This window comes from Cryomorphaceae bacterium 1068, from assembly GCA_027214385.1.
In the GTDB taxonomy this organism is placed as follows: domain Bacteria; phylum Bacteroidota; class Bacteroidia; order Flavobacteriales_D; family Cryomorphaceae; genus JAKVAV01.
In genome coordinates this window covers 50,431-73,882 of the sequence record JAPVXR010000015.1, presented here as the reverse complement: position 1 = coordinate 73,882, position 23,452 = coordinate 50,431, and the positions used below count along the sequence as shown (strand labels likewise).

Here is a 23,452-nt window from a genome sequence, read left to right as displayed (position 1 = left end):
GCCTTGATCATACGTTTTCTTGAACGAGCATTTCGCCGATATCGTCTAGAAACTTTCTGTTATTCGCTAAGCGGGGCACCTTGTGCTGTCCTCCCAGCTTGCCTTGAGTTTTCAGCCAATTGTAGAAGGTCTTGGTCGGTACTTTCTTTACCAATGGAAATCGCAGGGTCAAATCTCCCGTTCTTTTGGCTTCATAGTCGCTGTTGAGATTTTTAAGTTCATTGTCCAGTATGGCTGCAAAAGTCTCCATATTGAGCGGAGCTCGGTCAAATTCGATTAGCCATTCGTGGCCCCCCGTGCCTTCATTGCTCATGTAAAGGGGGCCTGCCGTGTAATCGACAATGGAACAGTCGCACTCCCCGCATGCTTTGGAAAGCGCCTTTTCAGCATTGTCTATAATCAGCTCTTCACCAAAGGCATTGATAAAGTGCTTCGTTCTGCCTGTCACTTGAATTCTGAAAGGAAATTTCGAAGTAAAACTTACTGTGTCACCGATTCGGTAGCGCCACAGGCCCGCATTGGTGCTGATGACTATTTCGTAGTTCTCGCCAATCTCCACTTCGCTCAAGCTCACGATTCGTGGATTCTCCTCATGCGATTCTGATGCCGGTATGAACTCGTAGTAAATACCATAGTCAAGCATAAGCAACATATCGTTTGCATTTCCGCGGTCTTGGATGCCAAAGTACCCTTCGCTGGCATTGTAGCTGTCGTAGTAGTTCATTTTTTCCGATCCGATAATTCGATCAAACTGTTCCCGGTAAGGGGCGAAGTTTACACCGCCGTGTATGTAAAGCTCAAGGTTAGGCCAGATTTCGTGAATGGTGTTCTTTCCCTTCATTTCGAGAACGCGCTTGAGCAGCACGAGCGTCCAAGAAGGTACACCCGCCATGTTCGTTACGTTTTCGTCCTTCACACTTTCCGCCATTCGTTCGATCTTATCTTCCCATTTGTCCATTAATGCAATGGAACGATCCGGAATTCGCTTCATTTCTACCCAGAGGGGCAGGTTGTTGATGATGATTGCAGATAAATCTCCTGAGTAAGAATCCTTTCTGAATTCATTGATTTGGCTGCTGCCGCCCAAAACAAGTGACTTTCCGTTGTAAAGCCCGTTATCGGGATGATTGTGGTTGTATAAGGCGAGCAAGTCTTTTCCACCTTTATAATGGCAGCCTTCCAGTGCTTCTCGGCTTACGGGTATGAACTTGCTTTTGTCGCTAGTAGTTCCCGATGATTTTGCGAACCAATTAATTTCCGTTGGCCAGAGTAAGTTTTGCTCACCTTCTTTCATTCGGTTTACATAATGCTTTACGTCTTCGTAGGTTTGCAGCGGCACTCTGTCTCGATAGGTTCTTTGTGATCGGATGCCGGCATAGTCGTATTTTCGGCCCCATTCTGTATCCTTTGCCGTTTCGATGAGGCGCTCAAAAAGCTCATTTTGAACCTCTACAGGATATTTCATGAAGAGCTCAATCTGATGCAAGCGCTTCTTCATAAACCAAGAGAAGACGGAGTTAAGGGCCATAGTGACAGGATAGGGAAGCAAAATACTAAAAAGGAAGTTATCAAGCTGCAATAAGATGAATGCAAAAGGCACTTTGAGAAAAATGAAGGTTACCGTAAATGGTGGAGTTCATTACAATCTCAACCTCAATAAAGAAATTGGTCCTGATGTCAATCCATGTATCAATAAAGTGTTGACATTGAAATGGACAGGTAAAATCAATTGCACCAACTGCGGCAAGGGCCTCAAGAAGACCTTTGGTCAAGGGTTTTGCTACGATTGTTTTATGAATGCTGCGCAAGCAGCTCCATGCATCATAAGGCCAGAGCTATGTGAGGCTCATTTAGGTAAAGGACGAGATGTGGAATGGGAAGAGAAACACCACAACCAACCTCACTTTATCTATTTGGCACAAACATCAGGCGTAAAGGTTGGGGTCACCCGATCAACCAATATTCCCAGTCGATGGCTGGATCAAGGGGCGTGGCGGGCTATAAAAATAGCAGAAGTCCCATACCGCAAATTGGCAGGAGATCTTGAGATTGAGTTAAAGCAGTACCTCTCTGATCGCACCGATTGGCGAAAAATGCTGAAGGATGAAAAAGGCGAAGAAGACTTAGTGGAGCTTCGTGATGCCATGATTTCCTTTTTTCCTGAAGATTTGAAGCAGTATGCCATTGCTGATTCGGAGGTTTACGAGATTGATTATCCCGTTACTGAATATCCCGAAAAGGTAAAGTCGATCAATTTGGACAAGGAGAAGATCATCGAGGGAACCCTTACCGGCATACGTGGTCAATATCTCTATTTCGACAAGGAGAACGTGATCAACTTAAGAAAGTACAGCGGTTACGAAGTGGAATTTGACTGCGAATAAAAAAAGTGCGACCTATGGCCGCACTCTTGAAATTCAATCTGAGTCAAAAAATCCAAGAACGAGAGAGTTTCTTGCCTCAAAATAAGATAGTTGACATCTCATTTTTTTCTTTGTGGCTTCGAAAAAAACGAAAAGGTTTATCTTGAAATCATGAACTTTTCAATCACTGTTTCAGTTTCTGTGGTGAGTCTGTAAATGTAAACTCCTTCAGGTAAGCCTGTGCCATTGAATGAGAAGCGGTAATCCATGTCAGCACTAGCCATTCCGCTAAAAAGAGATTCGAGACTGCGTCCGGTCATGTCGTAAACTTCGAGAGTTGCATATCCCTCACCTGCAACGCTGAAGGTCACGTTGGACACATCGCTTGTGGGATTTGGAAATGAAGTGATGGCAGCGCCTGCAGGAATAGCAAAGTCTGCACCCATCCAAGGTCCAGCTATTACGGGGCTTTGAGAGCATCCGCAACGTACTTCCCAGTCGTAAGTAGTGCCAGGGCTTAAGAATTGGCCGGGAATAAAAAACTGTGACACATTGTTGCCTCCTATCGTTCTCGTCCCTAAAATACCGCCATTTTTGGGTCCTACCCGCACTTGGCATCCTATTGATCCGGAAATCGGGTCCCAAGACAGGGCGACACCATTTGTCTGGACGACGGATGACAAGCCTGTGACCGCCGGGTAAGGGTTTTCACAAGGTGGTTCGCTGCTGTTTACGATGATTGTACCCACCATATTTGTGTGGATATCGCAAAGGTAGGTGTAGGTACCTGGAACCGTTAGGACGACTGATTCACTCCAAGGAGCAGCGGCCGGGCTACCGGTTGTGAACGAAGCAGGGTTTCCCGGGAATACATCAGTAGAACCGTTTGCATTATGGAATCCGGAAACGTTGTTAAACGTCACTATGTCTCCGGACTCGATAGTAATGCTGGCAGGCGTAAATTGAAAATTACTGACTTCGACGATATGAGTGGTCTGGGCAATGGATATGCTGGTCAGAAAGAAAACCATACACGTGCATACGGCAATGGTAAGATTGTTGAAATTTTTCATAATAGGATTAGATTGGTTTAGATGATATACGGTTAATAATAACAGGCTTCAAGATGCGCATAAAAAAACCCGATATCAAGCGACATCGGGTTTTAATGAAATTGTGAAGGGCTGTGGATCAGTCTACTTTCACCACAAACGGCATTCTTGCCTGTATGCCTTTCATCTCTTTAATGTCTTGAATGGTTTTGTACTGCTCGAGCAATTCTGAGTTTTCTACATCAAATCCCAAAGCGGTTTTAACCATCGCCATATTCAGGTCTTCCAAAAGTTGCTGCACAGGGTCCTTCCTTTTCGGAAGCTCCTTGATCGTGTAGTCTTCGAGCTCTGCCATTTCCGCAGCAGCAGCAATTGCATCTTCCAATCCGCCCAGCTCATCTACTAATCCCAGTTCGAGTGCGTCCACTCCTGTCCAGACTCTTCCTTGACCAATCGAGTCAATGAATTCGGGTCTGAGATCTCGGCCTTCAGCTACTACGTTCACAAAATTGCCATAGGTGCGGTCTACCGATTTCTGCAAAATGGCCATTTCGGCATCGTTTAGTGGTCTGCTTACTCCGCCAAAATCCGCAAAGTCGTTTGTTTCTACATTGTCAAATGTCAACCCGATTTTATTGTTGAAGAATCCCTTCATGTTCGGTATAATGCCGAATACCCCGATTGAGCCTGTGATGGTAGTGGGCATAGCAAAAATCTTATCGGCCGGCGCGCTGATGTAGTATCCCGCAGATGCGGCTACATCTCCCATTGATACGACAAGTGGCTTGGCCTTTTGAGCCATCACCACTTCGTGCCAAATCATGTCGCCAGCCATCGCAACCCCCCCCGGAGAGTTCACTCTGAGGACAATCGCCTTAACTGAGGTGTCTTTTCTAGCTGCTTTAATAGCTTCGGTGTATGTGTCGCTTCCGATGGCGCCGTCACCTGATTCACCCAAACCAATATTTCCTTGAGCATAAATAACCGCAATCTTGTCTTTCTTGTACGAGAGAGTGAAGTCACCCGTTTCTTTAGTAGGCTTGGGAGCTTTCAGGTATTTGGTCAGTTTAACGAAATTGAGGTCATCATCCTCGTCAGTTTCGGTTTTTGCACGAAGAACGTCCATTACTTCATCCTCATACATCACGGCAGTTGCCATACCTGCGTCAACAGCGTCAGAAGGTATCTGAATGGAGTAGTTCTCAGCTATTTCATTCAATTGGTCTGCCGACATTGAGTAGCTCTCACCCATTCCGTCGAGCATTGTGCCCCACATTGATTCCAGCCATTTTGTAGTTTGCATGCGGCTTGCCTGGCTCATTTCTTCCAAAATGAAAGGCTCCACAGCACTTTTGAACTTGTTGTTAGATCCACGAATGATTTGAGGTTCAATTTGCAATTCATCAAGAAGCTTTTTGAAGAAAGTCACCTCGGCATTCAATCCTCGAAAGTCCATAAATCCTTCCGGATAGATATAGGTCTCATCTGCTACAGAGCTCAAGTAAAGCGCTTTTTGTGTAAAGATTTCATTGTAACTCACTATCCACTTTCCGCTTTCTTTAAAATCCAGAAGGGCGTTTCGTATTTCTTGAGTCGTTGACATCCCCGCAGGCACAAAGGCTACATCGAAGTAGATACCTTTGATCTTGTCGTCATTTTTTGCTTTATCAATATTCTCCAAGATCTCATCAAGACCTATTGGTGTCGACGATTGAAAACCTCCGAAATTGATATTAAAGTGTTCATCAGGTCCTCGGTCTACGATGGGCTGATCAAACTTTATGTGCAAAATGGAATTATCCTTTACTCTTGTCACCTGATTGGATTTATCCAAATCGCTGAAAGCAGCAGAGAAAATTCCTCCGATAATTAATATTCCTACAAATAGCAAGACAAACAGGGAAATCAGTGTTCCCAAAAGGCTTGCAAACATGAATTTGAAAAATTGCTTCATTCTTTTTTTTCCTTTGTACAAAAGTAGGTTGCCTTACCGTGTTTTGGTTCGTTAAATACACGACTGGTCAATCTGATATTTTAGCGGAAGCTGGGAAATGATGAAGTCGTGATTGAAGAAAAATCTGTACAAACCGTCTATTTGGGCTTGGGCTGTAACTTGGGAAATAGACTGGAGTCCTTAGAGAAAGCCATACTCATGTTAGGAGAGATAGGAGAGGTCGTTTCTAAATCCAAGATTTACGAGTCACCGGCTTGGGGCTATGTAGATGAAAGGGCGTATTTAAATATGTGCTGCGCCCTTCAAACCAAGGTTGGTCTGGAGGAGCTTCATCAAAGAACGCTGGAAATTGAAGTGGCTCTTGGACGAGAAACATCGAAGAGGAAACAAGGCGAGCCATTCAGGCCCAGAATGATTGATATCGACATCTTATTTTTTGGCGATGAGGTGATTGAAACAGATTCGCTCACTATTCCTCATTCTCAACTTCACCTTCGTAATTTTGTTCTTTTACCAATGGTTGATATAGCTCCTGAATACAAACACCCTTTACTTGGTCAATCGATGCTGGAGTTATGTTTTGAATCAAAAGACAATTCGGAACCCGTACAATTGAGTTAGATGGATTATAGCTACATAGCGGTAGAAGGTAATATCGGATCGGGTAAAACGACCTTGGCTCATAAGCTTGCATCTGAGTTCAATGCGGAGTTGGTTTTAGAAGAATTTGCCGACAATGAATTTTTGCCAAAATTCTACGCTGATCCCAGAAGGTATGCCTTTACCTTGGAGATGTCCTTTCTGGCTGAGCGATACAGTCAATTATCAGGTCTGGGATCTGACCGGAATCTCTTTAGCTCGGTTCGAATTTCAGATTATCTATTGAGTAAGTCACTGATTTTTGCAGCATCCAATTTGAACGAAGATGAATTGCGGCTGTTCAGGAAGGTTTTTGATATTATGTTCAAAACCGTTCCCACGCCGGATCTTTTGGTCTATCTCTATTCCGATACCGAGAGGCTACTTCAAAATATCAGGAAAAGGGGAAGAAGGTACGAGCAGAGTATTGAAGAAGAGTATTTGAGCCGTGTTCAAGCCAAATACCTTGATTTTTTGAGAAAGCAATCTGACAATATGCGGGTACTAATTCTCGATGTTTCGGAGGTCGACTTCGTAAAAGATCGGTTCGTCTATGAAAAATTGCTGTCCGTCATTAAAAAACCGCGTTCCAAAGGTCTTCACCAGCAGGTGATTGAGTCGGAGCAAAAGTCGGTTTAAAACCGCTGCTATCACTTCATTGTGTAAAAAACTATATGTATGTTTGCACCGAATAAACAAGGAAAATCAAAGACCTTTTAAAAACCAAACGAATGAAGCATTCGAATTTTAAATTTCCGGCACTTTTAATCGTAGTCGGATTTGCTATGGCCGCCTGTGGTGGGTTGGGCAAGATGGCAAAATATGCTGAGACTGTAGAGTATAACGTTGATCCGGAGCCATTAATTGTTCGTGGAGATAGCGTTGAGCTAAACATCAATGGTAAATTTCCCGGTAAGTACTTCAGTAAGAAAGCTATGGTGACATTGACTCCAACACTTACTTATGAAGGCGGATCTACCCCTTACGACTCAGTCTCTTATCAAGGAGAAGATGCTGCAGGTAATGCCACTGTCATTCCTTACGAAGGAGGAAAGAACTTTACTTACTCTGACCGTATCGCTTACTCTCCTGAAATGGAAACATCTGAGTTGATGTTGAACATTCTTGGAAAACAAGGAAATAAAGAGAAAGCATTCGAGCCATATAAGTTGGCGGATGGCGTGATTACTACTCCTCTTATGGTGATGAGTGATGATATGCCGATCATTGGTGCTGACAAATTTGAAAGAATTACATCTCATCAAGCGAATGCAATAATCAACTACTTGGTAAACTCTTCAAACGTAAGAAGTTCTGAGCTTCGCGATGAGGATATCAAAGCCATCGAAAGTTTCTTAAAGGAATTTGGGAGCAACGAAGATTACCAGTTCAAAGGAGCTGAGATTATGGCTTACGCTTCTCCGGAAGGTGAAATTAGTCTTAATGAGAATTTGGCAACAGAAAGAGCTGAAAGCGCAATGAAAGCTGTTTCTCGCTTGATGGATCGTGCGAAAATGGAGTACGACAAAGAGGCATTCTTCCAATTGATGCCAAAAGGCGAAGACTGGGCAGGATTTAAAAGCAAAATGGAAGCTTCCGACATTGCAGACAAGGAGTTGATCTTGAGAATTCTCGAGATGTACTCTGATGTTACCAAGCGCGAGGAGGAAATCAGAAACCTAGCTGCGACTTACACGGAAGTTGCAGAAAAGATTCTTCCTGAACTACGTAGATCTCAAATCACTGTGAACTACGATATCGTAGGTAGAAGTGATGAAGAAATCATTGCTTTGGCACGTTCTGCAAATGCTGACACACTTTCTCTTGAGGAGATGCTCTATGCTGCTACTCTCACTGAAGATATGAATGAGCAATATGCTATCTACGAAACGACTGCTTCGACATACCCGGATGACTATAGAGCACACAACAATATGGGAGTGATTCACCTTAGAAAGAATGAGATTTCTCAAGCACAAACAATGTTTGAAAATGCCATGACTAAAGAAGAGAGTCCTGTTGTGAAGAACAACATGGCCATAATCACTAGATTGAATGGAGATCGCACAGGCGCTATGGAGATGCTAGAAGCTGCTGCAGGAGCCGGAGACGAAGTAAATTACAATATGGGTATTATTGATATCCAAAATGGTGACTACGCTTCTGCTATCCAGAACATGAAAGGGTACAACACTTTCAATAAAGCGTTGGCTCAAGTATTGGCTGGAAACACAGAAACTGCTTTGAAAACCGTTAATGATTCTGACGCTGCTGATACTGCTAAGGGTTACTACCTTAAAGCAATCATCGGTGCACGTATGAACGATGGTGAAGCGGTAACCACAAACTTGAATAAAGCTTACAGCATGGATGCCTCTCTAGAAGAGAAAGCTGCCAGCGATTTGGAGTTTAGAAACTTCCAAGACGAAGCTGCTGAATAAGCAATACGAATTGATTTAAAAAGCCGTCTACCCTGAGGGTAGACGGCTTTTTTGTTTATTGGCCGTTAGCCATCAGCCTAGCTATTTCGTAATGATGTGATATTACTTGGGTATCGCAACATACAGTTGATTTGTCACGTAGCTTTATACATTATGTGAGGGAGACTACTATCTCTCGCTTAACTATCGGAACTGCGAACAATGGATATGAGTAAAACCCTCAGTTGAGAAAAATAGAATTCTTGAAGTCTGGATTCAATTGCCAGAGCACGTTCCTATTCAGAATGATCAATCTAGATCAAGATCTGTTACAATCTGATTCTTTGACAAGACGATGATTTCTATTCCTTACAGTTGTCCATGGGAGATATGAATTTCAGAATAGAACGCTATAAAGGTCAAGTGAACTATAAAAGAAATTAGAAAGTTTGAACTGTCTCAATACTATGTACCGCCTTAGAATACCACTCTTCGCCGTCGTCTCTTCGTCACACGGCCACGACCACGCTTGAAACGCTTTTGGGGTATTTTGTAATAGGCATTGAACATAGCAAAGAAATAGGCATCATTGTCATCAGGATCTCCTCGTTGAAAGCCCGTTTCCGTGCTATTTAGAGGAACTCGAGAGCCGTTTTCATCGACGTAATAGCCCAAGCTGGGGTCCGCAAAGTAAGCAGCTAGTTCTCCTTGGTTGTCTTCTATGACTTGATTGTCGAAGTACACGGTGCTTACATCATCCATGTAGTCCGTAAACGTGATGCGATGAGCGATTTCAAATCCTACCGTCCATTCTTTATTGATCTGAAGGCGATATCCAATACCTAGCGGTATAACCACAGTATATAGTGAATACTGTGATGGTCCACCATCCTGAAGCTGTCCTTCTGTGCCGAAATCGCGAAGGTTGTACCACGACCCTTCAAAATTCGCTTGTGGATTGAATCTGGTTACACCCACTCCTGCTGAGATGTATAGTGCAGAACCTTCGAGTTTTCCTTGTTTGACTTTTCCGTAGCGATTTTTTGGAGTAAAGTCGATCACATCAAACTCTCCTTGAATAGAAAATTCAAATATGTTTGATCGAAAACTTAGATTCCGATTTCTCCTGAATATCTCTTCTGTCAGTGCATCATTCCCACCTATATAGGCAAAAGCAAATTGAGCTTTCGCATAAAATCGGCTTCCCAATTGGTATCGATACATGAGTTGTAGGGCAGGACGAGTCTTCGATATTTCTAAGTCATAGATGAAGTCCGTCCCTATTTGGTCTCTTCCACCGAGTTCGCCCAAAAAGAAAGAAGCACCGAGGCCCATTCCGAAACTGTGGCGCTGGCTCTTCCAGTACGAAGTTTGCCCGCTGAAATACTGAGCATTCACTCCCGAAAAGGAGGAGATGAACAGAATTAGAAAAACGTACCGACAAAACTTATTCACAGCTATCAAAGATAAAGGGACGAATATAAGAAATACAAGTTCTACGAACCCTCAGTTTTTATCTGACGATAAAATTCCCAAATGGTAATGCCGGTACATACGGAAATATTGATCGAATGTTTTGTCCCAATCTGTGGTATTTCGAGGCTTTTGGGGCATCGATCAATTACTTCTTGATCTACACCGTCCACCTCATTGCCTAGAATCAAGGCATATTTTTTTTCGCTTTCAATTTTAAAGTCGCCAAGTTTTTCTGAATTCTCAGTTTGCTCCACGGCAATACATTCAAAACCTTGTTCGAATAATATGTCGAGACAAGAAATCGTATCGGCGAAGTATTCCCAGTCAACAGATTCTGTCGCTCCAAGGGCAGTCTTGTTCATTTCTCGGGAAGGGGGAGTAGGAGTAATTCCACAAAGGCAAATCTTTTCCAACCTGAATGCATCGCTAGTGCGAAAAACAGAACCAACATTTTGAGCGCTTCTCACGTTGTCCAACACCACCACAACAGGGGTCTTAGCTGCATTCTTGAATTCTTTTTCCGTTAAGCGATTCAGCGCTTCGTTTGGTACCTTCTTGTTCATAAGAATTGAAAACTAGAAATCCTGCATTTTTTCCTTCCGGAAAGGTATTGGTATTTTCGTGAACAAGGAATAAACAGCGCGTGGATACTACCAAAACAAAGGCAAAGCCAAAGAGCACAAAGGCAAACGAACCAAAGGAAACCCCTTTGATGAAGCAATACCTTGGTGTTAAGGCCAAGTATCCCGATGCATTGCTGCTTTTTCGGGTAGGAGATTTCTACGAGACTTTTGGAAAAGATGCCATTACGGTTTCCAATGTTTTAGGAATTGTCCTCACCAAGCGGAAAAACGGCGCAGCTGCTCATATCGAGTTGGCAGGATTTCCACATCATTCGCTTGATACCTATTTACCAAAGTTGGTTCGAGCGGGTTACCGCGTTGCTATTTGCGATCAGCTGGAAGATCCGAAAATGACCAAGAGCATCGTGAAACGCGGAGTTACCGAACTGGTAACTCCGGGAGTGGCCTACAATGACCAAGTGCTCGATCACAAGTCGAATAACTTCTTGGCGGCAGTTCACTTTGGAAAAGAAAAGGCGGGAGTGAGCTTCCTCGATATTTCAACGGGTGAGTTTCTCACCACCGAAGGCTCTTCTGCTTACGTAGAAAAACTGCTCCAAAGCTTTAAGCCAAGCGAAGTGCTCTTTCAGCGACACAACGAACAAGTGTTCCTTAATGCATTTGGCGGAAAATTCCACACCTTTCGACTTGACGATTGGGTGTTTACAGAAGATTTTGCCCGAGATAAACTCGTCTCTCACTTCAAAACGAAATCCCTTAAGGGATTCGGCATTGAAGGAATGGAAATGGCCATCATTGCTGCCGGTGCTGCTCTCCACTACCTGAGTGAAACGCACCACCACAAGCTAGGCCACCTCAGTCAGCTTAAACGAATCGACGAGGACAAATACGTTTGGCTCGACCGATTTACCATCCGAAACTTGGAATTGGTTTACCCCATGAATGAAGGGGGAACTTCTCTTCAAATGGTGATTGATCGAACCATTTCTCCGATGGGAAGTCGATTGATGAAGCGCTGGCTTATGCTTCCGCTAAAATCGGTTAAGGCCATTACACAGCGGCACGAAGCTGTAGAATACTTTATCACAGAGAAAAAAGTGGCAGATTTTATTCGACATCAGGTCGAACAGATCGGCGATATCGAGCGGATGATATCCAAAGTGAGTGTTGGACGGATTAATCCGAGAGAGGTGCTTCAATTGGGGAGGGCTTTGAAAGCAACTCTACCCATTAAAGACCAGTTGGATGAATCCAAAAACTCTTCTCTGACTCAACTCGCCGAACAGCTTAATCCTTGCGCTAGTGTGGTAGAACGAATTGCGAATGAACTCAATCCTGAAGCTCCTGTTCAATTAAACAAAGGAGGCGTCGTAGCTGAAGGTGTCAACGAAGAGCTGGATGAGCTCCGCGCTATTAAAAAGAACGGAAAAGACCATCTCCTCAAAATTCAACAGCGAGAAACGGAGCGCACGGGAATTCAAAGTCTGAAGATCTCCTTCAACAATGTTTTTGGCTATTACCTCGAGGTGAGAAATTCCCACAAGGATAAGGTGCCCGAAGAATGGGTGCGGAAGCAAACTCTCGTAAATGCCGAGCGCTACATTACGGAAGAGCTGAAAACCTACGAACAAAAAATTCTCGGAGCCGAAGAGCGGATCAATGAATTGGAGTCTCGACTTTACAACGATTTGATTGCCGACTTGGCAGCCTTCGTAGAGCCAATACAGCTGAACGCTCGTCGGATTGCCGAAGTCGACTGCTACCTCTCATTTGCCGAAACGGCAGTAGAGCTGAATTACATTCGTCCGCAAATGAACGAAGGACACGAGTTGAAGATCCACGGTGGGCGCCACCCAGTTATTGAGCACCAACTGCCCACGGGAGAGGCTTACGTTGAAAATGACGTGGAGCTCGACAATGAGAATACCCAGATCATGATGATTACCGGACCAAACATGTCGGGTAAATCGGCGCTGCTACGCCAAACAGCCTTGATCGTTTTGATGGCTCAAATTGGCTCTTACGTTCCCGCTTCGGATGCCGAAATCGGTGTGGTCGATAAGGTGTTCACGAGGGTAGGGGCCAGCGACAATATCTCTTCGGGCGAGTCGACCTTCATGGTCGAAATGAATGAGACGGCCAGTATTCTCAACAACTTGTCCGATCGTAGCTTGGTGCTTCTCGACGAGATCGGTCGCGGAACGAGCACTTACGATGGCGTTTCCATCGCTTGGGCCATTGCCGAGTATCTGCACGAACAGAAAACTTTACGAGCGAAAACACTTTTCGCCACTCATTACCACGAATTGAATGAAATGGAGTCGATCTTCTCTCGGATTAAGAACTTCAACGTGAGCGTAAAGGAGTACAAAGACAAAATTATCTTTCTGCGAAAACTAAAGCCTGGAGGAAGCGAGCACAGTTTCGGGATTCACGTGGCACAAATGGCGGGAATGCCAACCAGTTTGCTCGATCGAGCCAAGTCCATTTTATCTCGATTGGAAAAAACACACTCGGGAGAGGCGCTGGATGCCAAAGGGAAGATTGCCAACAAGGATGAAATGCAGTTGAGTATTTTTCAATTGGATGACCCTGTTCTCCAGCAGATTCGAGATGAGATAGTGGCTATTGACATCAATTCCCTCACTCCTGTAGAAGCTTTGATGAAGCTCAATGAGATCAAAAAAATTACGGGGAGCTGACCTCGCATTTTTCAATGGCAAAACTATTCCAGGCCAAACTCTCTTCAATGGCGGGCGCTTTGCCATCTTCCCTCCATCACTATAGCTACGGCTATGCTTCTGTCGTGAAAATACCGCCATTTTAAAGCCTTCGACCTTCATTATGTCTTGTCATCAAATAATGCGAGGTAGATTTATTTTGCCAAAAGGAATTATTGGTTAATTTTGCCAACCCAAATGCAAGTCCTGATTCGTTCAGGCCTTCTGCTTCCAGGGAGCTTTTCTTTTCAAAATCGATTGAAACGAAGCATTTGAGAATTACGCGAGAGTAGCTCAGCTGGTAGAGCACGACCTTGCCAAGGTCGGGGTCGCGGGTTCGAATCCCGTCTCCCGCTCAACAAAAGCCATCACGACGAAGTTGTGATGGCTTTTTTCATTTTCTGAAGCGTGAGCTCGCTCACAGGCTTCAGAAAATGAAAAAAGGCTAAATCTGACTCAGTCAGATTGGCTTTTGTTGAAAGCCTCCCCCTTTGGGATGGCCGTAGCAAAGCGCAGGCCAATCCCTTTTAATAGTACTGACCTGAGCAGTCAATCGCTGCTAAAGCTCGCTCACAGGCTTCAGAAAATGAAAAAAGCATGAATCTGACGAAGTCGGATTAGCTTTGGTTGAAAGTCCCACCCCTTGGGATCACCGCAGCGAAGGCCAATCCCCTTAAAAATGACTTTCATTTGTACGCTTCAAGGCATGCCTTGACGCTACAAATGAATCACATTTAATCTTTTTTCCAATCCACTTGCCAAGCCACCAAAAATTTTAACTTTGCCGTCCCAATTCGCCCGGATGGTGGAATTGGTAGACACGCCGGACTTAAAATCCTGTGGCCCTTGCGGCCGTGCGGGTTCAAGTCCCGCTCCGGGTACCAAAACAGAGTTCATTTCGAGCTCTGTTTTTTTTGGTCTTAACTCTAGCTATCTCTGTAAGAAGTTCAAAGCTTTACTTCACCACTTCTCTCACTTCCTTCACCCAGCTACCAAAGTCAAAATCACTTTCCTCGTATGCTACTCCCAATCGGACGATCACCATCTCATCTTCTGGATGAATCGAGACGATCTGACCTTGAAAGCCATCCATGGCATAATCGGTCGGGCGGTAGCCTTCTTGACCACGCGCATGGGGGAACCAAAACTGACCCCCGTAGATTCCGTCGCTTTCGGACACAGGCGTACTGCAAAATTCTACCCAAGCCGTATCGATTATTTGCTCGCCGTAAATATTCCCTTCGTTGAGGAATAGCTGCCCGAGCTTGGCCCAGTCGCGGGCTGAGGCGTATCCATATGAAGAACCTACGAAATGCCCTGAAGCATCTGTTTCGAGCACGAATGTCTCGGCTCCGAGTGGTTTAAAAATTCGTTCGTAAGGGAATTCCAAGTATTCTTGTTGGGACTCAAAAGCCTGAGCCATGGCGTAGGAGAGGATATTGGTCGTTCCCGAAGAGTATTCCCAAAATTCCCCTGGTTCAAACTCTAAGGGATAATCAGCTGCAGAAGCTCCCATATTGTTCGAACCGTAGAGCATTTTTGTGGCTGGGCTTACGGAGCCGTATTCTTCTTCCCATTCGATACCGGTTGTCATATTCAAGGCATTTGCCAGCGTTATATCTTCTCTCGGGCTCCCTTTCCATTCTTCGATAGGCAGTGGTGAATCCAGATACCAATAACCATCTTTGGCAAGTACTCCCGCCATAGTAGCTGTTAGGCTTTTCGCCATGCTCCATCCCAAAAGAGGTGTTGTTGGTGTGATTCCATCCGCGTAAGCCTCACCTGCAATCATCCCGTTTTTCAACACCAGCACGGCTCGCGTATTTAATTTGTTTTCGCCGGGCGCATCAAACGCTTTTTGCAAGACGGCTTGTAAATCGGCTTCTCCTGCAAAAGCCTGAATCGGCCAATCGGATTTGTCTTTTATTCCCATTTCGGGCAAGCTGCCCGTAGGTTTTGTCTGATCGTGAAGCAGGCTACACCCCAAGCCTTCACGGTAAATAGCCACCTTCGGGTGAAGGCCAAAAACCGAAGTCCTGATCACTTTATTCTCATAGTCAATGTCTCTCGAGGCCAGCCAAAGCGGTCCGAACCCAAGGTCGATGTCTGTGGCTCGCTCTTCGTCAATTTCAGAAACGAAAAGGCAGGAGCACAAGATCTTGGCATTGTAGCCCGACATTATTTCCAACTTGGGGTAGAGCAAAAAATAAAAAGCAATGAATGCAACCACAAGTAGGGAAAGACCAATAGTTCTTGTTTTTTTCATAACTACTTTTGTTTCTAGGGGAGTAGAGTTGACTAACTTTGCATTCTCCTCAAAGAAAACAATTTGACACTTAAATCGAAGTCTTTTTAGGGGAGACCTAACATATGAGAACCGCCTACACCTACGACATCATCAAGCGAGTGACCTTTATTTTTGGGGTCTTCGTCCTAATTTTAGTCAACGCTCTGTCTAACATTATCCCGTTTGGCGGACAGACTAATGCCGACATTAGCACCAAATACCCAACGCTCATTACCCCCGAAGGTTACGCCTTCAGCATCTGGGGAGTCATTTATCTTACCCTTGCGATTTTTGCCGTTTGGCAATTCTTCAAAGGCAAAGAGGTGCGGTTCTACAAATTGATTTGGCCTTATTTTATGATCAATGTCGTGGCTAACTGTCTCTGGTTAGTGGCATTCCAAAACGATTGGCTCGTGCTTTCGCTCGCTTTGATGGCTGTAATTTTGATCAGTCTGGTTTCGATTTTCAAAATATTCTATCGCGTCAAGAGATCCATCGGTACGACTCAACGCTACTTTTTTCACGTGCCTTTCGGGCTTTACTTCGGCTGGGTGAGTTTGGCGGCGGTCGTCAATGCTGCTGTCGTGCTGACTTCATTCAATCTTCCGTTTTTTGTAAATAACGAAGGCCTCTTTGCGCTGATTGCCATCGCTGTAGCAGCTGCTCTGGCGCTCATTATGGTCATCACTCAAAATGATTACATCTACGGTTTTGCCGTGTTATGGGGATTGGTAGCCATTTACGTGAAGCAGATGGACGAGCCCATGGCGATGAATGCGGCCAAGTTTGGTGCTATTGCTTTGATCGCGGGAATGCTGGTAACCTTTATCGGCGACAGGATTAAGGTGGCGAAATACGGGCGCTCGGCCTAGTTCAATATTTCCTTCAGAATCTTTTCGGTAGCCCCTGCTTGGGAATCCACATAACTCTTGGCTTGCTGACCTGCCTTTCGGCGAAAGGAACCATCTTCCAAAAGTTGAATCATGATCTGATTAAAATCCTTTTGGTCGTGAACTGAAAAAGCAGCTCCGACAGTTACTAGGCCTTTGGCTTCTCTGAACTTTTCGTGTTTTGGCCCGAAAACCACGGGGATTCCATAAACGGCTGCCTCCAGTGTGTTGTGAATTCCTGATCCAAACCCACCACCGATATATGCCACTTCACCATAATGGTAGAGCTTCCCCAGAAGTCCGATGGTGTCGACGATAAGAACTCGTGTAGCACTATTGCCCATTTTCCAATTGGAGTATTGATCCGTTTCTTTCAGCCTTTTTTTGAGTCGGTCAATCTTTTGGGGTTTGATTTCATGAGGAGCGATGATAAACGCCACATCTGCCGGAGCCTTCGCGATTAACTCAGCAATTAAGTCCTCATCTTCCGGCCACGTGCTTCCCGCTACGATGGCTCTCCTCCCGTCGAGCCAGTCTTCTACTTTTTCCACAGGAGTGAAGGAGTCTGCTAGTTTTTTTACCCTGTCAAAACGGGTGTCACCTGCAATCGAAACACGGCTGATGCTTTGTGAGTAGAGAAGTTTTTCTGAATTTTCGTCTTGGCAAAAAATGTGATTTACCCCTTTCAGCGTCTCTCGAAACCAATCTCCGTATGGTTTGAAATAAATCTGATCCTTTCGGAAAATAGCCGAAACCATGTAGTGAGGAATTTTTCGCCTTTGCATCTCCCGAAAGAAATGATGCCATACCTCGTACTTCACAAAAATAGCCGACGAAGGCTTGAAATGATCTACAAACCTGCGTGCATTGCTCTTCGTGTCGAGCGGCAGGTAGACTACTGCATCTACTTCTTTGTAGTCTTTTCGGATTTCGTAACCCGATGGACTAAAGAAAGTGAGTAAGATTTTTTGTGAAGACTTTTCTTTCAAGGCTTCAATAATCGGGCGGCCTTGTTCAAATTCGCCCAAAGAGGCGCAGTGAATCCAGATACAGCCTTCCAATCCGGTCGGAAGATTTTCAAAGTAATTTTTTCTGCCTGACTTCCACTTTGATGCCTTTTCTTGAAAAAGAGCTGCTATGGATATCGCCAACCCATAAAGTCTGATGCCAAGGGAATAGAGTCCCTGCATTAATCCAAGTAAAATTTATCAGCGTATCGCTTGTATACGGGAAGTGCCCACCCTAGCTTCAATCCGATCATCATATCAAAATAATCGCCATTGGTTTCTTCCATCTGATCTATGTTGTATGAGCGATAATCAGTAGTAAAGCCTTGGTAGAAGTCTAAACCGATAAAGAAGTTGGCGTATCGATTGTTGCTGAAATGGCGATAGCCTATGAACTGATTGGTTGCAAAACCTGCTCGTTTTCTGTCGTACCCTTTTCGGTATTCTCCTTCCAGCGGCGGGTAATCGTCCTGTCGAAGCTCGATCCACGTTCGGTGCTCTATGTATTGAACACCAAAACGAATTTCTAATCCGGAGCTGGGGTTTGGTCCGATGATCGGAAAAATCTTTCCAACATAAAATCCTCCCGTGAAGCCTCTTTGCTGAACGATTGGTAGGATAAACTCTCCCGTTATTCCAATAATTTGCCCTGAACTCGTTCGCAACCCATGAGCGATTGTTTCTGAGTTCTTCACATTGTCACCGAAGAGAAAGAGAAAATCACTTCCTAAGAGAAAATTATTTTTTGTCTTGAACGCATATGAGAACCCAATATTGAAGTTTGCCCCGTACAGTTCAGCCATATCACCATAAGGTTGCTGAAATCCACCTTGAATTTGAAAGAGCGACATAGCGATGCTATCCTTCGAAATGTCGGATTGGCTTTTCCCAACAATAGCGCAGCAAAGGCAGAGCGCCACAATAATGAGGCTTCGGAATTTTTGTAAATAAACCGAGGTAAGGCTAGGTGTCAAAGGGGTTGATCTGTGCATTTATACGTATATTCGCCGTCCAAATTTAAGCCTTTCCATGAAGAAAATTCAAATGGTCGATCTCATCTCCCAATATGAGAAGATGCAAGAGGAAATCGACAAGGCAGTACTTGACGTTATTCGTTCATCGGCCTACATCAACGGACCTGAGGTTAAAGCGTTTCAGAGCGAGTTGGAACAGTACCTCGATGTGAAACACGTCATTCCCTGTGCTAACGGTACTGACGCCCTTCAAATTGCGATGATGGGCCTTGGCTTGCAGCCGGGTGATGAAGTCATTACGGCAAACTTCACCTACGTTGCGACAGCAGAAGTCATTGCGCTTTTGCAATTGACTCCTGTTTTGGTTGACGTTGACCCTGCCACGTTTAATATTGATATTGATTCAATCAAGAAAGCCATCACACCAAAAACAAAAGCCATTGTTCCCGTCCATTTGTTTGGGCAATCTGCTCCCATGGAGGAGATCATGAAGTTGGCTGAGGAGCACGATCTTTTTGTAATAGAGGATACCGCTCAGGCAATTGGTGCAGATTACACATTTGCAGATGGTAGGAAACAGAAAGCCGGTACCATCGGAAACGTTGGGGCCACTTCTTTTTTCCCATCAAAGAATCTCGGTTGCTATGGTGACGGAGGGGCTATTTTCACCAATGATGATGATTTGGCTCACCGAATTCGCTCGATTGCCAATCACGGTCAAGCCGAAAGATATTATCACGATCGAGTGGGAGTAAATTCGAGATTGGACTCTATCCAAGCGGCTATCTTGAGAATTAAGTTGCGCCATCTGGATTCATATGCTGCCAGTAGAAATGCGGCTGCCAGCCACTACGATGAAGCTTTTAAGGAGTTGGATGAAATTACCACACCTGCGCGCTATGCTAAATCTAATCACGTCTTTCATCAATACACTATGGTGTTAAATGGGTTGGATCGTAGCGAGATGAAAGAATACCTGGAGTCAAAAGGTGTTCCTGCGATGATTTATTATCCTGTGCCACTTCACTTGCAAAAAGCGTATCGAGACGATCGATACAGTGAAGGTACTTTCCCGATAACCGAGCAGCTCTGTGAGACGGTTCTTTCTTTGCCTATGCAGACTGAACTGGACGAAGAACAACTAACCTATATCACCGATACGGTGAAAACCTTTGTAAAGGAAAAACGATCATGAATATTGCAGTCGTTGGAACAGGCTATGTAGGCCTCGTTACCGGAACTTGCTTCGCTGACACGGGAAATGACGTGATCTGCGTAGACATTGACGAGAAAAAAGTCGAAAGAATGCAAAACGGCGAGGTGCCGATTTACGAGCCTTATCTCGATACCGTTTTCGAAAGAAATATCCGTCAAGATCGCTTGCGTTTTACGACCGATCTTAAAGATGCAGTGTCGAAATCAAGCATTATCTTCTTGGCTTTGCCAACTCCTCCCGGTGAAGATGGATCTGCCGATCTTTCCTACGTTCTTGGTGTGGCCGAGGAGCTTGGTAAAATTATAGATGATTACAAGGTCATCATTGATAAAAGTACAGTTCCCGTTGGTACGGCGGAGTTGGTCCATGCGGCTGTTGCCAAAAATGCTAAAGTTGATTTCGATGTGGTTTCCAACCCCGAATTCCTTCGCGAAGGCTTTGCTGTTGAAGATTTTATGAAACCTGACCGCGTGGTAATCGGAACCTCTTCGGAGCGTGCGGCCAAGGTGATGACAGACCTATACAAGCCATTTGTTCGTCAGGGCAATCCCTTGATCGTGATGGACGAAAAATCGGCTGAATTGACGAAATATGCTGCAAATGCATTCTTGGCTACCAAGATTACTTTCATGAATGAGATTGCCAACTTTTGCGAGTTGGTGGGTGCAGATGTGGACAAAGTTCGCGCGGGTATCGGAACAGACGCTCGAATAGGAAAGCGTTTCCTTTTCCCGGGAATCGGATACGGCGGAAGCTGTTTCCCAAAAGATGTCCAAGCATTGGTTCGAAGTGGAAACGAATCGGGTTACCATTTTGAAATACTGGATTCAGTTCTAAAGGTTAACGACCGTCAAAAGCTTTCCTTGATTCACAAGGTGAAGGAGTACTACGGCGATAATTTGGAGGGAAAAACATTTGCTCTTTGGGGCTTGGCATTCAAGCCTGATACGGATGATATCAGAGAAGCGCCGGCTCTCTATATGATCAGAGAACTCCTTTTGGCAAAAGCCAAAGTTGTGGCCTTTGATCCCGAAGCAATGGACAATGTGAAGTTGCTACACGGAGACACAATCGAGTATGCTGACAATATGTACCAAGCGCTTGAAAATGCGGATGCCTTATTGATCGCAACAGAGTGGGGAGTTTTTAGAAGTCCTGACTTTAATAAAGTAAGCGATAGACTAAATGAGAAGGTGATTTTTGATGGAAGAAACCTCTTTGAGCCAGGTCAAATGAAAGAATTGGGCTACCATTATGAGAGCATTGGTAGAGAAAAAATAATAGCATGAAGAAGAGAGTATTAATCACCGGAGCTGCGGGGTTTTTAGGCTCTCACCTTTGCGATCGCTTTATAGCCGAAGGCTACGAAGTTATGGCGATGGATAACCTGATAACGGGAGATCTCAGAAACATCGAGCATCTTTTTCCCGAAAAGGATTTCACCTTCTACCACCACGACGTAAGTAATTTCGTTCATGTGCCCGGAGAGTTGGACTACATCCTGCATTTTGCTTCGCCTGCCAGCCCGATTGATTACTTGAAAATCCCTATCCAAACATTGAAAGTGGGTTCCTTAGGAACACACAATCTTTTGGGTTTGGCCAAAGCCAAAGGAGCACGAATCCTAGTAGCTAGCACGAGTGAAGTTTATGGTGATCCTGAGGTGCACCCTCAGAAAGAATCTTATTATGGGAATGTTAATCCCATAGGACCTCGCGGGGTCTACGACGAGGCGAAACGCTTCCAAGAAGCGATAACCATGGCTTATCACCGTTTTCACGGATTGGAGACGCGTATCATCAGAATCTTTAATACGTATGGTCCTCGAATGCGATTGAACGATGGCCGTGTATTGCCAGCCTTTATTGGGCAGGCATTGAGAGGTGAAGATTTTACCGTTTTTGGCGATGGATCTCAGACTCGTTCATTCTGTTACGTAGATGATTTGGTCGAAGGGATTTATAGATTGCTTCTTTCAGATTATGCCGAACCCGTAAACATTGGGAATCCTGATGAAATTACGATCAAGTCTTTTGCTGAAGAGATTGTAGAATTGACGGGAGCCAAAACTAAAATCATCTATAAAGATCTACCTCACGATGATCCCAAGAAGCGTCGTCCTGATATTTCAGTGGCAAAGGCAATCCTTGATTGGGAGCCGCAAGTAGAGCGGTACGATGGTTTGGAAAGAACATTGGCCTATTTCAAAACATTGAGCGAGGATGATCTTTACAAGAAGGATCACAAACATTTCGATAATTACATTCGTCGATAATGAGTTTTCAAGCACATGAAACGGCAGTTGTTGATGAGGGCTGCGAAATAGGTGAAGGCACAAGGATTTGGCATTTCTCGCACATCATGCCCAATTGCAAGATTGGAGAAAAGTGCAATATAGGCCAGAATGTAGTCATCTCTCCTGAAGTGATTTTGGGTAGAAATGTGAAAGTCCAAAACAACGTTTCCATCTATACTGGTGTCATCTGCGAAGATGATGTCTTTTTAGGGCCGTCAATGGTTTTTACCAATGTCACGAATCCACGAAGTGCTGTCATCAGAAGAGATCAATACGCCAAAACAGTTGTGAAAAAAGGTGCTAGTATTGGCGCTAATGCTACCATTGTTTGCGGAAATGATATTGGTGAATATGCTTTTATCGGGGCGGGTGCAGTAGTTACCAAAACGGTGGCTCCCTTTGCATTGGTAATTGGAAATCCTGCCAAGCAATTGGGTTGGATAAGCGAGTTTGGTCATCGACTCGAATTCGATTCAAAGGGTTCGGCCATTTGCCCTGAAAGTGGCGATAAGTATATTCTTGAAGACGGAAAGGTCAGAAAGCAATGAATCAACAAAAAGTAAAGTTTGCTATAGTAGGTTACGGCCACATCGGAAAGCGCCATGCGGAAATGATCCGACGAAATGACGAAGCGGAATTGGTCGCAGTAGTTGATAACGCCTCTCCTGCTGAATGCGGAGCGGAGGGGATCGAAGAGTCTTTTTTCTCCACTATGGAGGCAATGTTCAAAGCCCATCCTGAAATCGATGTGGTGAATATTTGTACTCCCAATGGACTGCACGCCTCTCAGTCGTTAAAGGCTTTGAATGAAAAGAAGCACGTAGTTTGTGAAAAGCCAATGGGCTTGTCGAAAGCGAATTGTGAAGAGGTGATCTTCAAGGCACTTCAGGTGAGTAGACACGTTTTTTGCGTCATGCAAAATCGTTATTCTCCTCCTTCGGCTTGGTTGAAAGAGATGATTGAGAATAAGCGTTTGGGTGAGATCTTCTTGGTGGACATCGACTGCTACTGGAACCGCGATGAGCGGTACTACAAGAAGGAAGGCTGGAAGGGAAGAGCCGATCTTGATGGGGGAACACTGTTTACCCAATTTTCTCACTTCATCGATATCATGTACTGGTTGTTTGGAGATATCGAGAACATTGAAGGTCGTTTTGCCGACTTCAATCATAAGGGTTTAACCGATTTTGAAGACAGTGGTTTGGTGACTTTTGACTTCATTAACGGAGGTAAGTGCTCCTTGAATTACTCGACCTCTGTTTGGGGCAAAAACTTAGGGAGCAGCATAACCGTGATAGGCAGCAAAGGAAGCGTGAAGGTTGGCGGTCAATACATGAATGAAGTTGAGGTTTGCAATGTAGAAGGCTATGAGATGCCTGAGCTTAGCGAGTCTAGTCCCGCCAATGATTATGGCGCTTATAAAGGAAGTGCTGCCAATCACCACTTCGTAATTGAAAACGTGGTTGACACTATTTTGAATAGAAATGTGGCCACTACCAATGCCCTCGAAGGTTTAAAGGTGGTAGACATCATCGAAAGAATTTACAAAGTAAGAGACAAGAATAATTCCTGAT

19 protein-coding genes and 2 tRNA genes are annotated in these 23,452 nt (G+C 44.6%); 13 read left to right on the top strand and 8 right to left on the bottom strand.

The features are described 5' to 3' along the window. Positions 1-7: 7 nt before the first annotated feature. On the bottom strand, positions 8-1,528 hold the full coding sequence (locus O3Q51_15690) for a GH3 auxin-responsive promoter family protein (protein MCZ4410257.1): 1,521 nt from the start codon (positions 1,526-1,528) through the stop codon (positions 8-10). 82 nt (positions 1,529-1,610) lie between these two features. On the opposite strand from O3Q51_15690, the gene O3Q51_15685 reads away from it, so the two are divergent. After that, entirely contained in the window at positions 1,611-2,384 is a 774-nt protein-coding gene (locus O3Q51_15685; GenBank protein MCZ4410256.1) for a DUF2797 domain-containing protein, read from the top strand. Between the two features lie 137 nt (positions 2,385-2,521). Here O3Q51_15685 and O3Q51_15680 read toward each other — a convergent pair whose 3' ends face one another. Together O3Q51_15680 and sppA are read right to left on the bottom strand one after the other, a co-directional pair. After that, complete coding sequence (locus O3Q51_15680; protein MCZ4410255.1) at positions 2,522-3,436, bottom strand: T9SS type A sorting domain-containing protein; 915 nt, start codon at positions 3,434-3,436, stop codon at positions 2,522-2,524. Positions 3,437-3,554: 118 nt separating this feature from the next. Beyond that, a complete protein-coding gene (gene sppA / locus O3Q51_15675; protein MCZ4410254.1) occupies positions 3,555-5,369 on the bottom strand; it encodes a signal peptide peptidase SppA in 1,815 nt (604 codons plus the stop codon). 108 nt (positions 5,370-5,477) lie between these two features. Here sppA and folK point away from each other — a divergent pair, with 108 nt between their 5' ends. From folK to O3Q51_15660, 3 genes are all read left to right on the top strand, one after another. Then, positions 5,478-5,990 (top strand): 2-amino-4-hydroxy-6-hydroxymethyldihydropteridine diphosphokinase, encoded by a 513-nt coding sequence (gene folK, locus O3Q51_15670; GenBank protein MCZ4410253.1) that lies wholly within the window; start codon positions 5,478-5,480, stop codon positions 5,988-5,990. Beyond that, a complete protein-coding gene (locus tag O3Q51_15665) occupies positions 5,991-6,647 on the top strand; it encodes a deoxynucleoside kinase (protein ID MCZ4410252.1) in 657 nt (218 codons plus the stop codon). 92 nt (positions 6,648-6,739) lie between these two features. Continuing rightward, a complete protein-coding gene (locus tag O3Q51_15660; GenBank protein ID MCZ4410251.1) occupies positions 6,740-8,449 on the top strand; it encodes a hypothetical protein in 1,710 nt (569 codons plus the stop codon). A 456-nt stretch (positions 8,450-8,905) separates the two neighbouring features. On the opposite strand, the gene O3Q51_15655 is transcribed toward O3Q51_15660, so the two are convergent. After that, positions 8,906-9,883 carry a DUF6089 family protein gene (locus O3Q51_15655; protein ID MCZ4410250.1) on the bottom strand — a complete coding sequence of 326 codons (978 nt, stop codon included), beginning with the start codon at positions 9,881-9,883 and terminating at the stop codon, positions 8,906-8,908. A gap of 41 nt (positions 9,884-9,924) precedes the next feature. Continuing rightward, entirely contained in the window at positions 9,925-10,467 is a 543-nt protein-coding gene (locus tag O3Q51_15650) for an RNA methyltransferase (protein MCZ4410249.1), read from the bottom strand. Positions 10,468-10,616: 149 nt separating this feature from the next. On the opposite strand from O3Q51_15650, the gene mutS reads away from it, so the two are divergent. The 3 genes from mutS to O3Q51_15635 all read left to right on the top strand — a co-directional run bounded on the left by mutS (position 10,617) and on the right by O3Q51_15635 (position 14,092). After that, complete coding sequence (gene mutS, locus O3Q51_15645) at positions 10,617-13,190, top strand: DNA mismatch repair protein MutS (GenBank protein MCZ4410248.1); 2,574 nt, start codon at positions 10,617-10,619, stop codon at positions 13,188-13,190. A gap of 301 nt (positions 13,191-13,491) precedes the next feature. After that, positions 13,492-13,564: transfer RNA gene (locus O3Q51_15640), tRNA-Gly, on the top strand. A 440-nt stretch (positions 13,565-14,004) separates the two neighbouring features. Next, a tRNA-Leu gene (locus O3Q51_15635) sits at positions 14,005-14,092 on the top strand. Positions 14,093-14,163: 71 nt separating this feature from the next. On the opposite strand, the gene O3Q51_15630 is transcribed toward O3Q51_15635, so the two are convergent. Further along, positions 14,164-15,474, bottom strand: coding sequence for a serine hydrolase (locus O3Q51_15630; GenBank protein ID MCZ4410247.1), 1,311 nt, complete (start codon positions 15,472-15,474; stop codon positions 14,164-14,166). A 104-nt stretch (positions 15,475-15,578) separates the two neighbouring features. Here O3Q51_15630 and O3Q51_15625 point away from each other — a divergent pair, with 104 nt between their 5' ends. Beyond that, positions 15,579-16,367 carry a tryptophan-rich sensory protein gene (locus O3Q51_15625; protein MCZ4410246.1) on the top strand — a complete coding sequence of 263 codons (789 nt, stop codon included), beginning with the start codon at positions 15,579-15,581 and terminating at the stop codon, positions 16,365-16,367. On the opposite strand, the gene O3Q51_15620 is transcribed toward O3Q51_15625, so the two are convergent. Next, on the bottom strand, positions 16,364-17,575 hold the full coding sequence (locus O3Q51_15620; GenBank protein MCZ4410245.1) for a 3-deoxy-D-manno-octulosonic acid transferase: 1,212 nt from the start codon (positions 17,573-17,575) through the stop codon (positions 16,364-16,366). The two genes, O3Q51_15625 and O3Q51_15620, sit on opposite strands and share 4 nt — an antisense overlap. Next, positions 17,575-18,384, bottom strand: a complete 810-nt coding sequence (locus O3Q51_15615) for a hypothetical protein (GenBank protein MCZ4410244.1) — start codon at positions 18,382-18,384, stop codon at positions 17,575-17,577. The genes O3Q51_15620 and O3Q51_15615 overlap by 1 nt, the downstream gene beginning before the upstream one ends. 37 nt (positions 18,385-18,421) lie before the next feature. On the opposite strand from O3Q51_15615, the gene O3Q51_15610 reads away from it, so the two are divergent. Genes O3Q51_15610 through O3Q51_15590 form a run of 5 tightly spaced genes read left to right on the top strand, consistent with a single transcriptional unit; the run spans position 18,422 to position 23,451 of the window. Then, on the top strand, positions 18,422-19,561 hold the full coding sequence (locus tag O3Q51_15610) for a DegT/DnrJ/EryC1/StrS family aminotransferase (GenBank protein ID MCZ4410243.1): 1,140 nt from the start codon (positions 18,422-18,424) through the stop codon (positions 19,559-19,561). Then, positions 19,558-20,871, top strand: coding sequence for a UDP-glucose/GDP-mannose dehydrogenase family protein (locus O3Q51_15605; GenBank protein ID MCZ4410242.1), 1,314 nt, complete (start codon positions 19,558-19,560; stop codon positions 20,869-20,871). Before O3Q51_15610 ends, O3Q51_15605 begins: the two co-directional genes overlap by 4 nt. Next, positions 20,868-21,857: an SDR family oxidoreductase gene (locus O3Q51_15600; protein MCZ4410241.1), complete on the top strand. Its 990-nt coding sequence runs from the start codon at positions 20,868-20,870 to the stop codon at positions 21,855-21,857. The genes O3Q51_15605 and O3Q51_15600 overlap by 4 nt, the downstream gene beginning before the upstream one ends. After that, a complete protein-coding gene (locus O3Q51_15595; protein ID MCZ4410240.1) occupies positions 21,857-22,426 on the top strand; it encodes an acyltransferase in 570 nt (189 codons plus the stop codon). The genes O3Q51_15600 and O3Q51_15595 overlap by 1 nt, the downstream gene beginning before the upstream one ends. After that, a complete protein-coding gene (locus tag O3Q51_15590) occupies positions 22,423-23,451 on the top strand; it encodes a Gfo/Idh/MocA family oxidoreductase (GenBank protein ID MCZ4410239.1) in 1,029 nt (342 codons plus the stop codon). Before O3Q51_15595 ends, O3Q51_15590 begins: the two co-directional genes overlap by 4 nt. The last annotated feature ends 1 nt before the right edge of the window (position 23,452 follow it).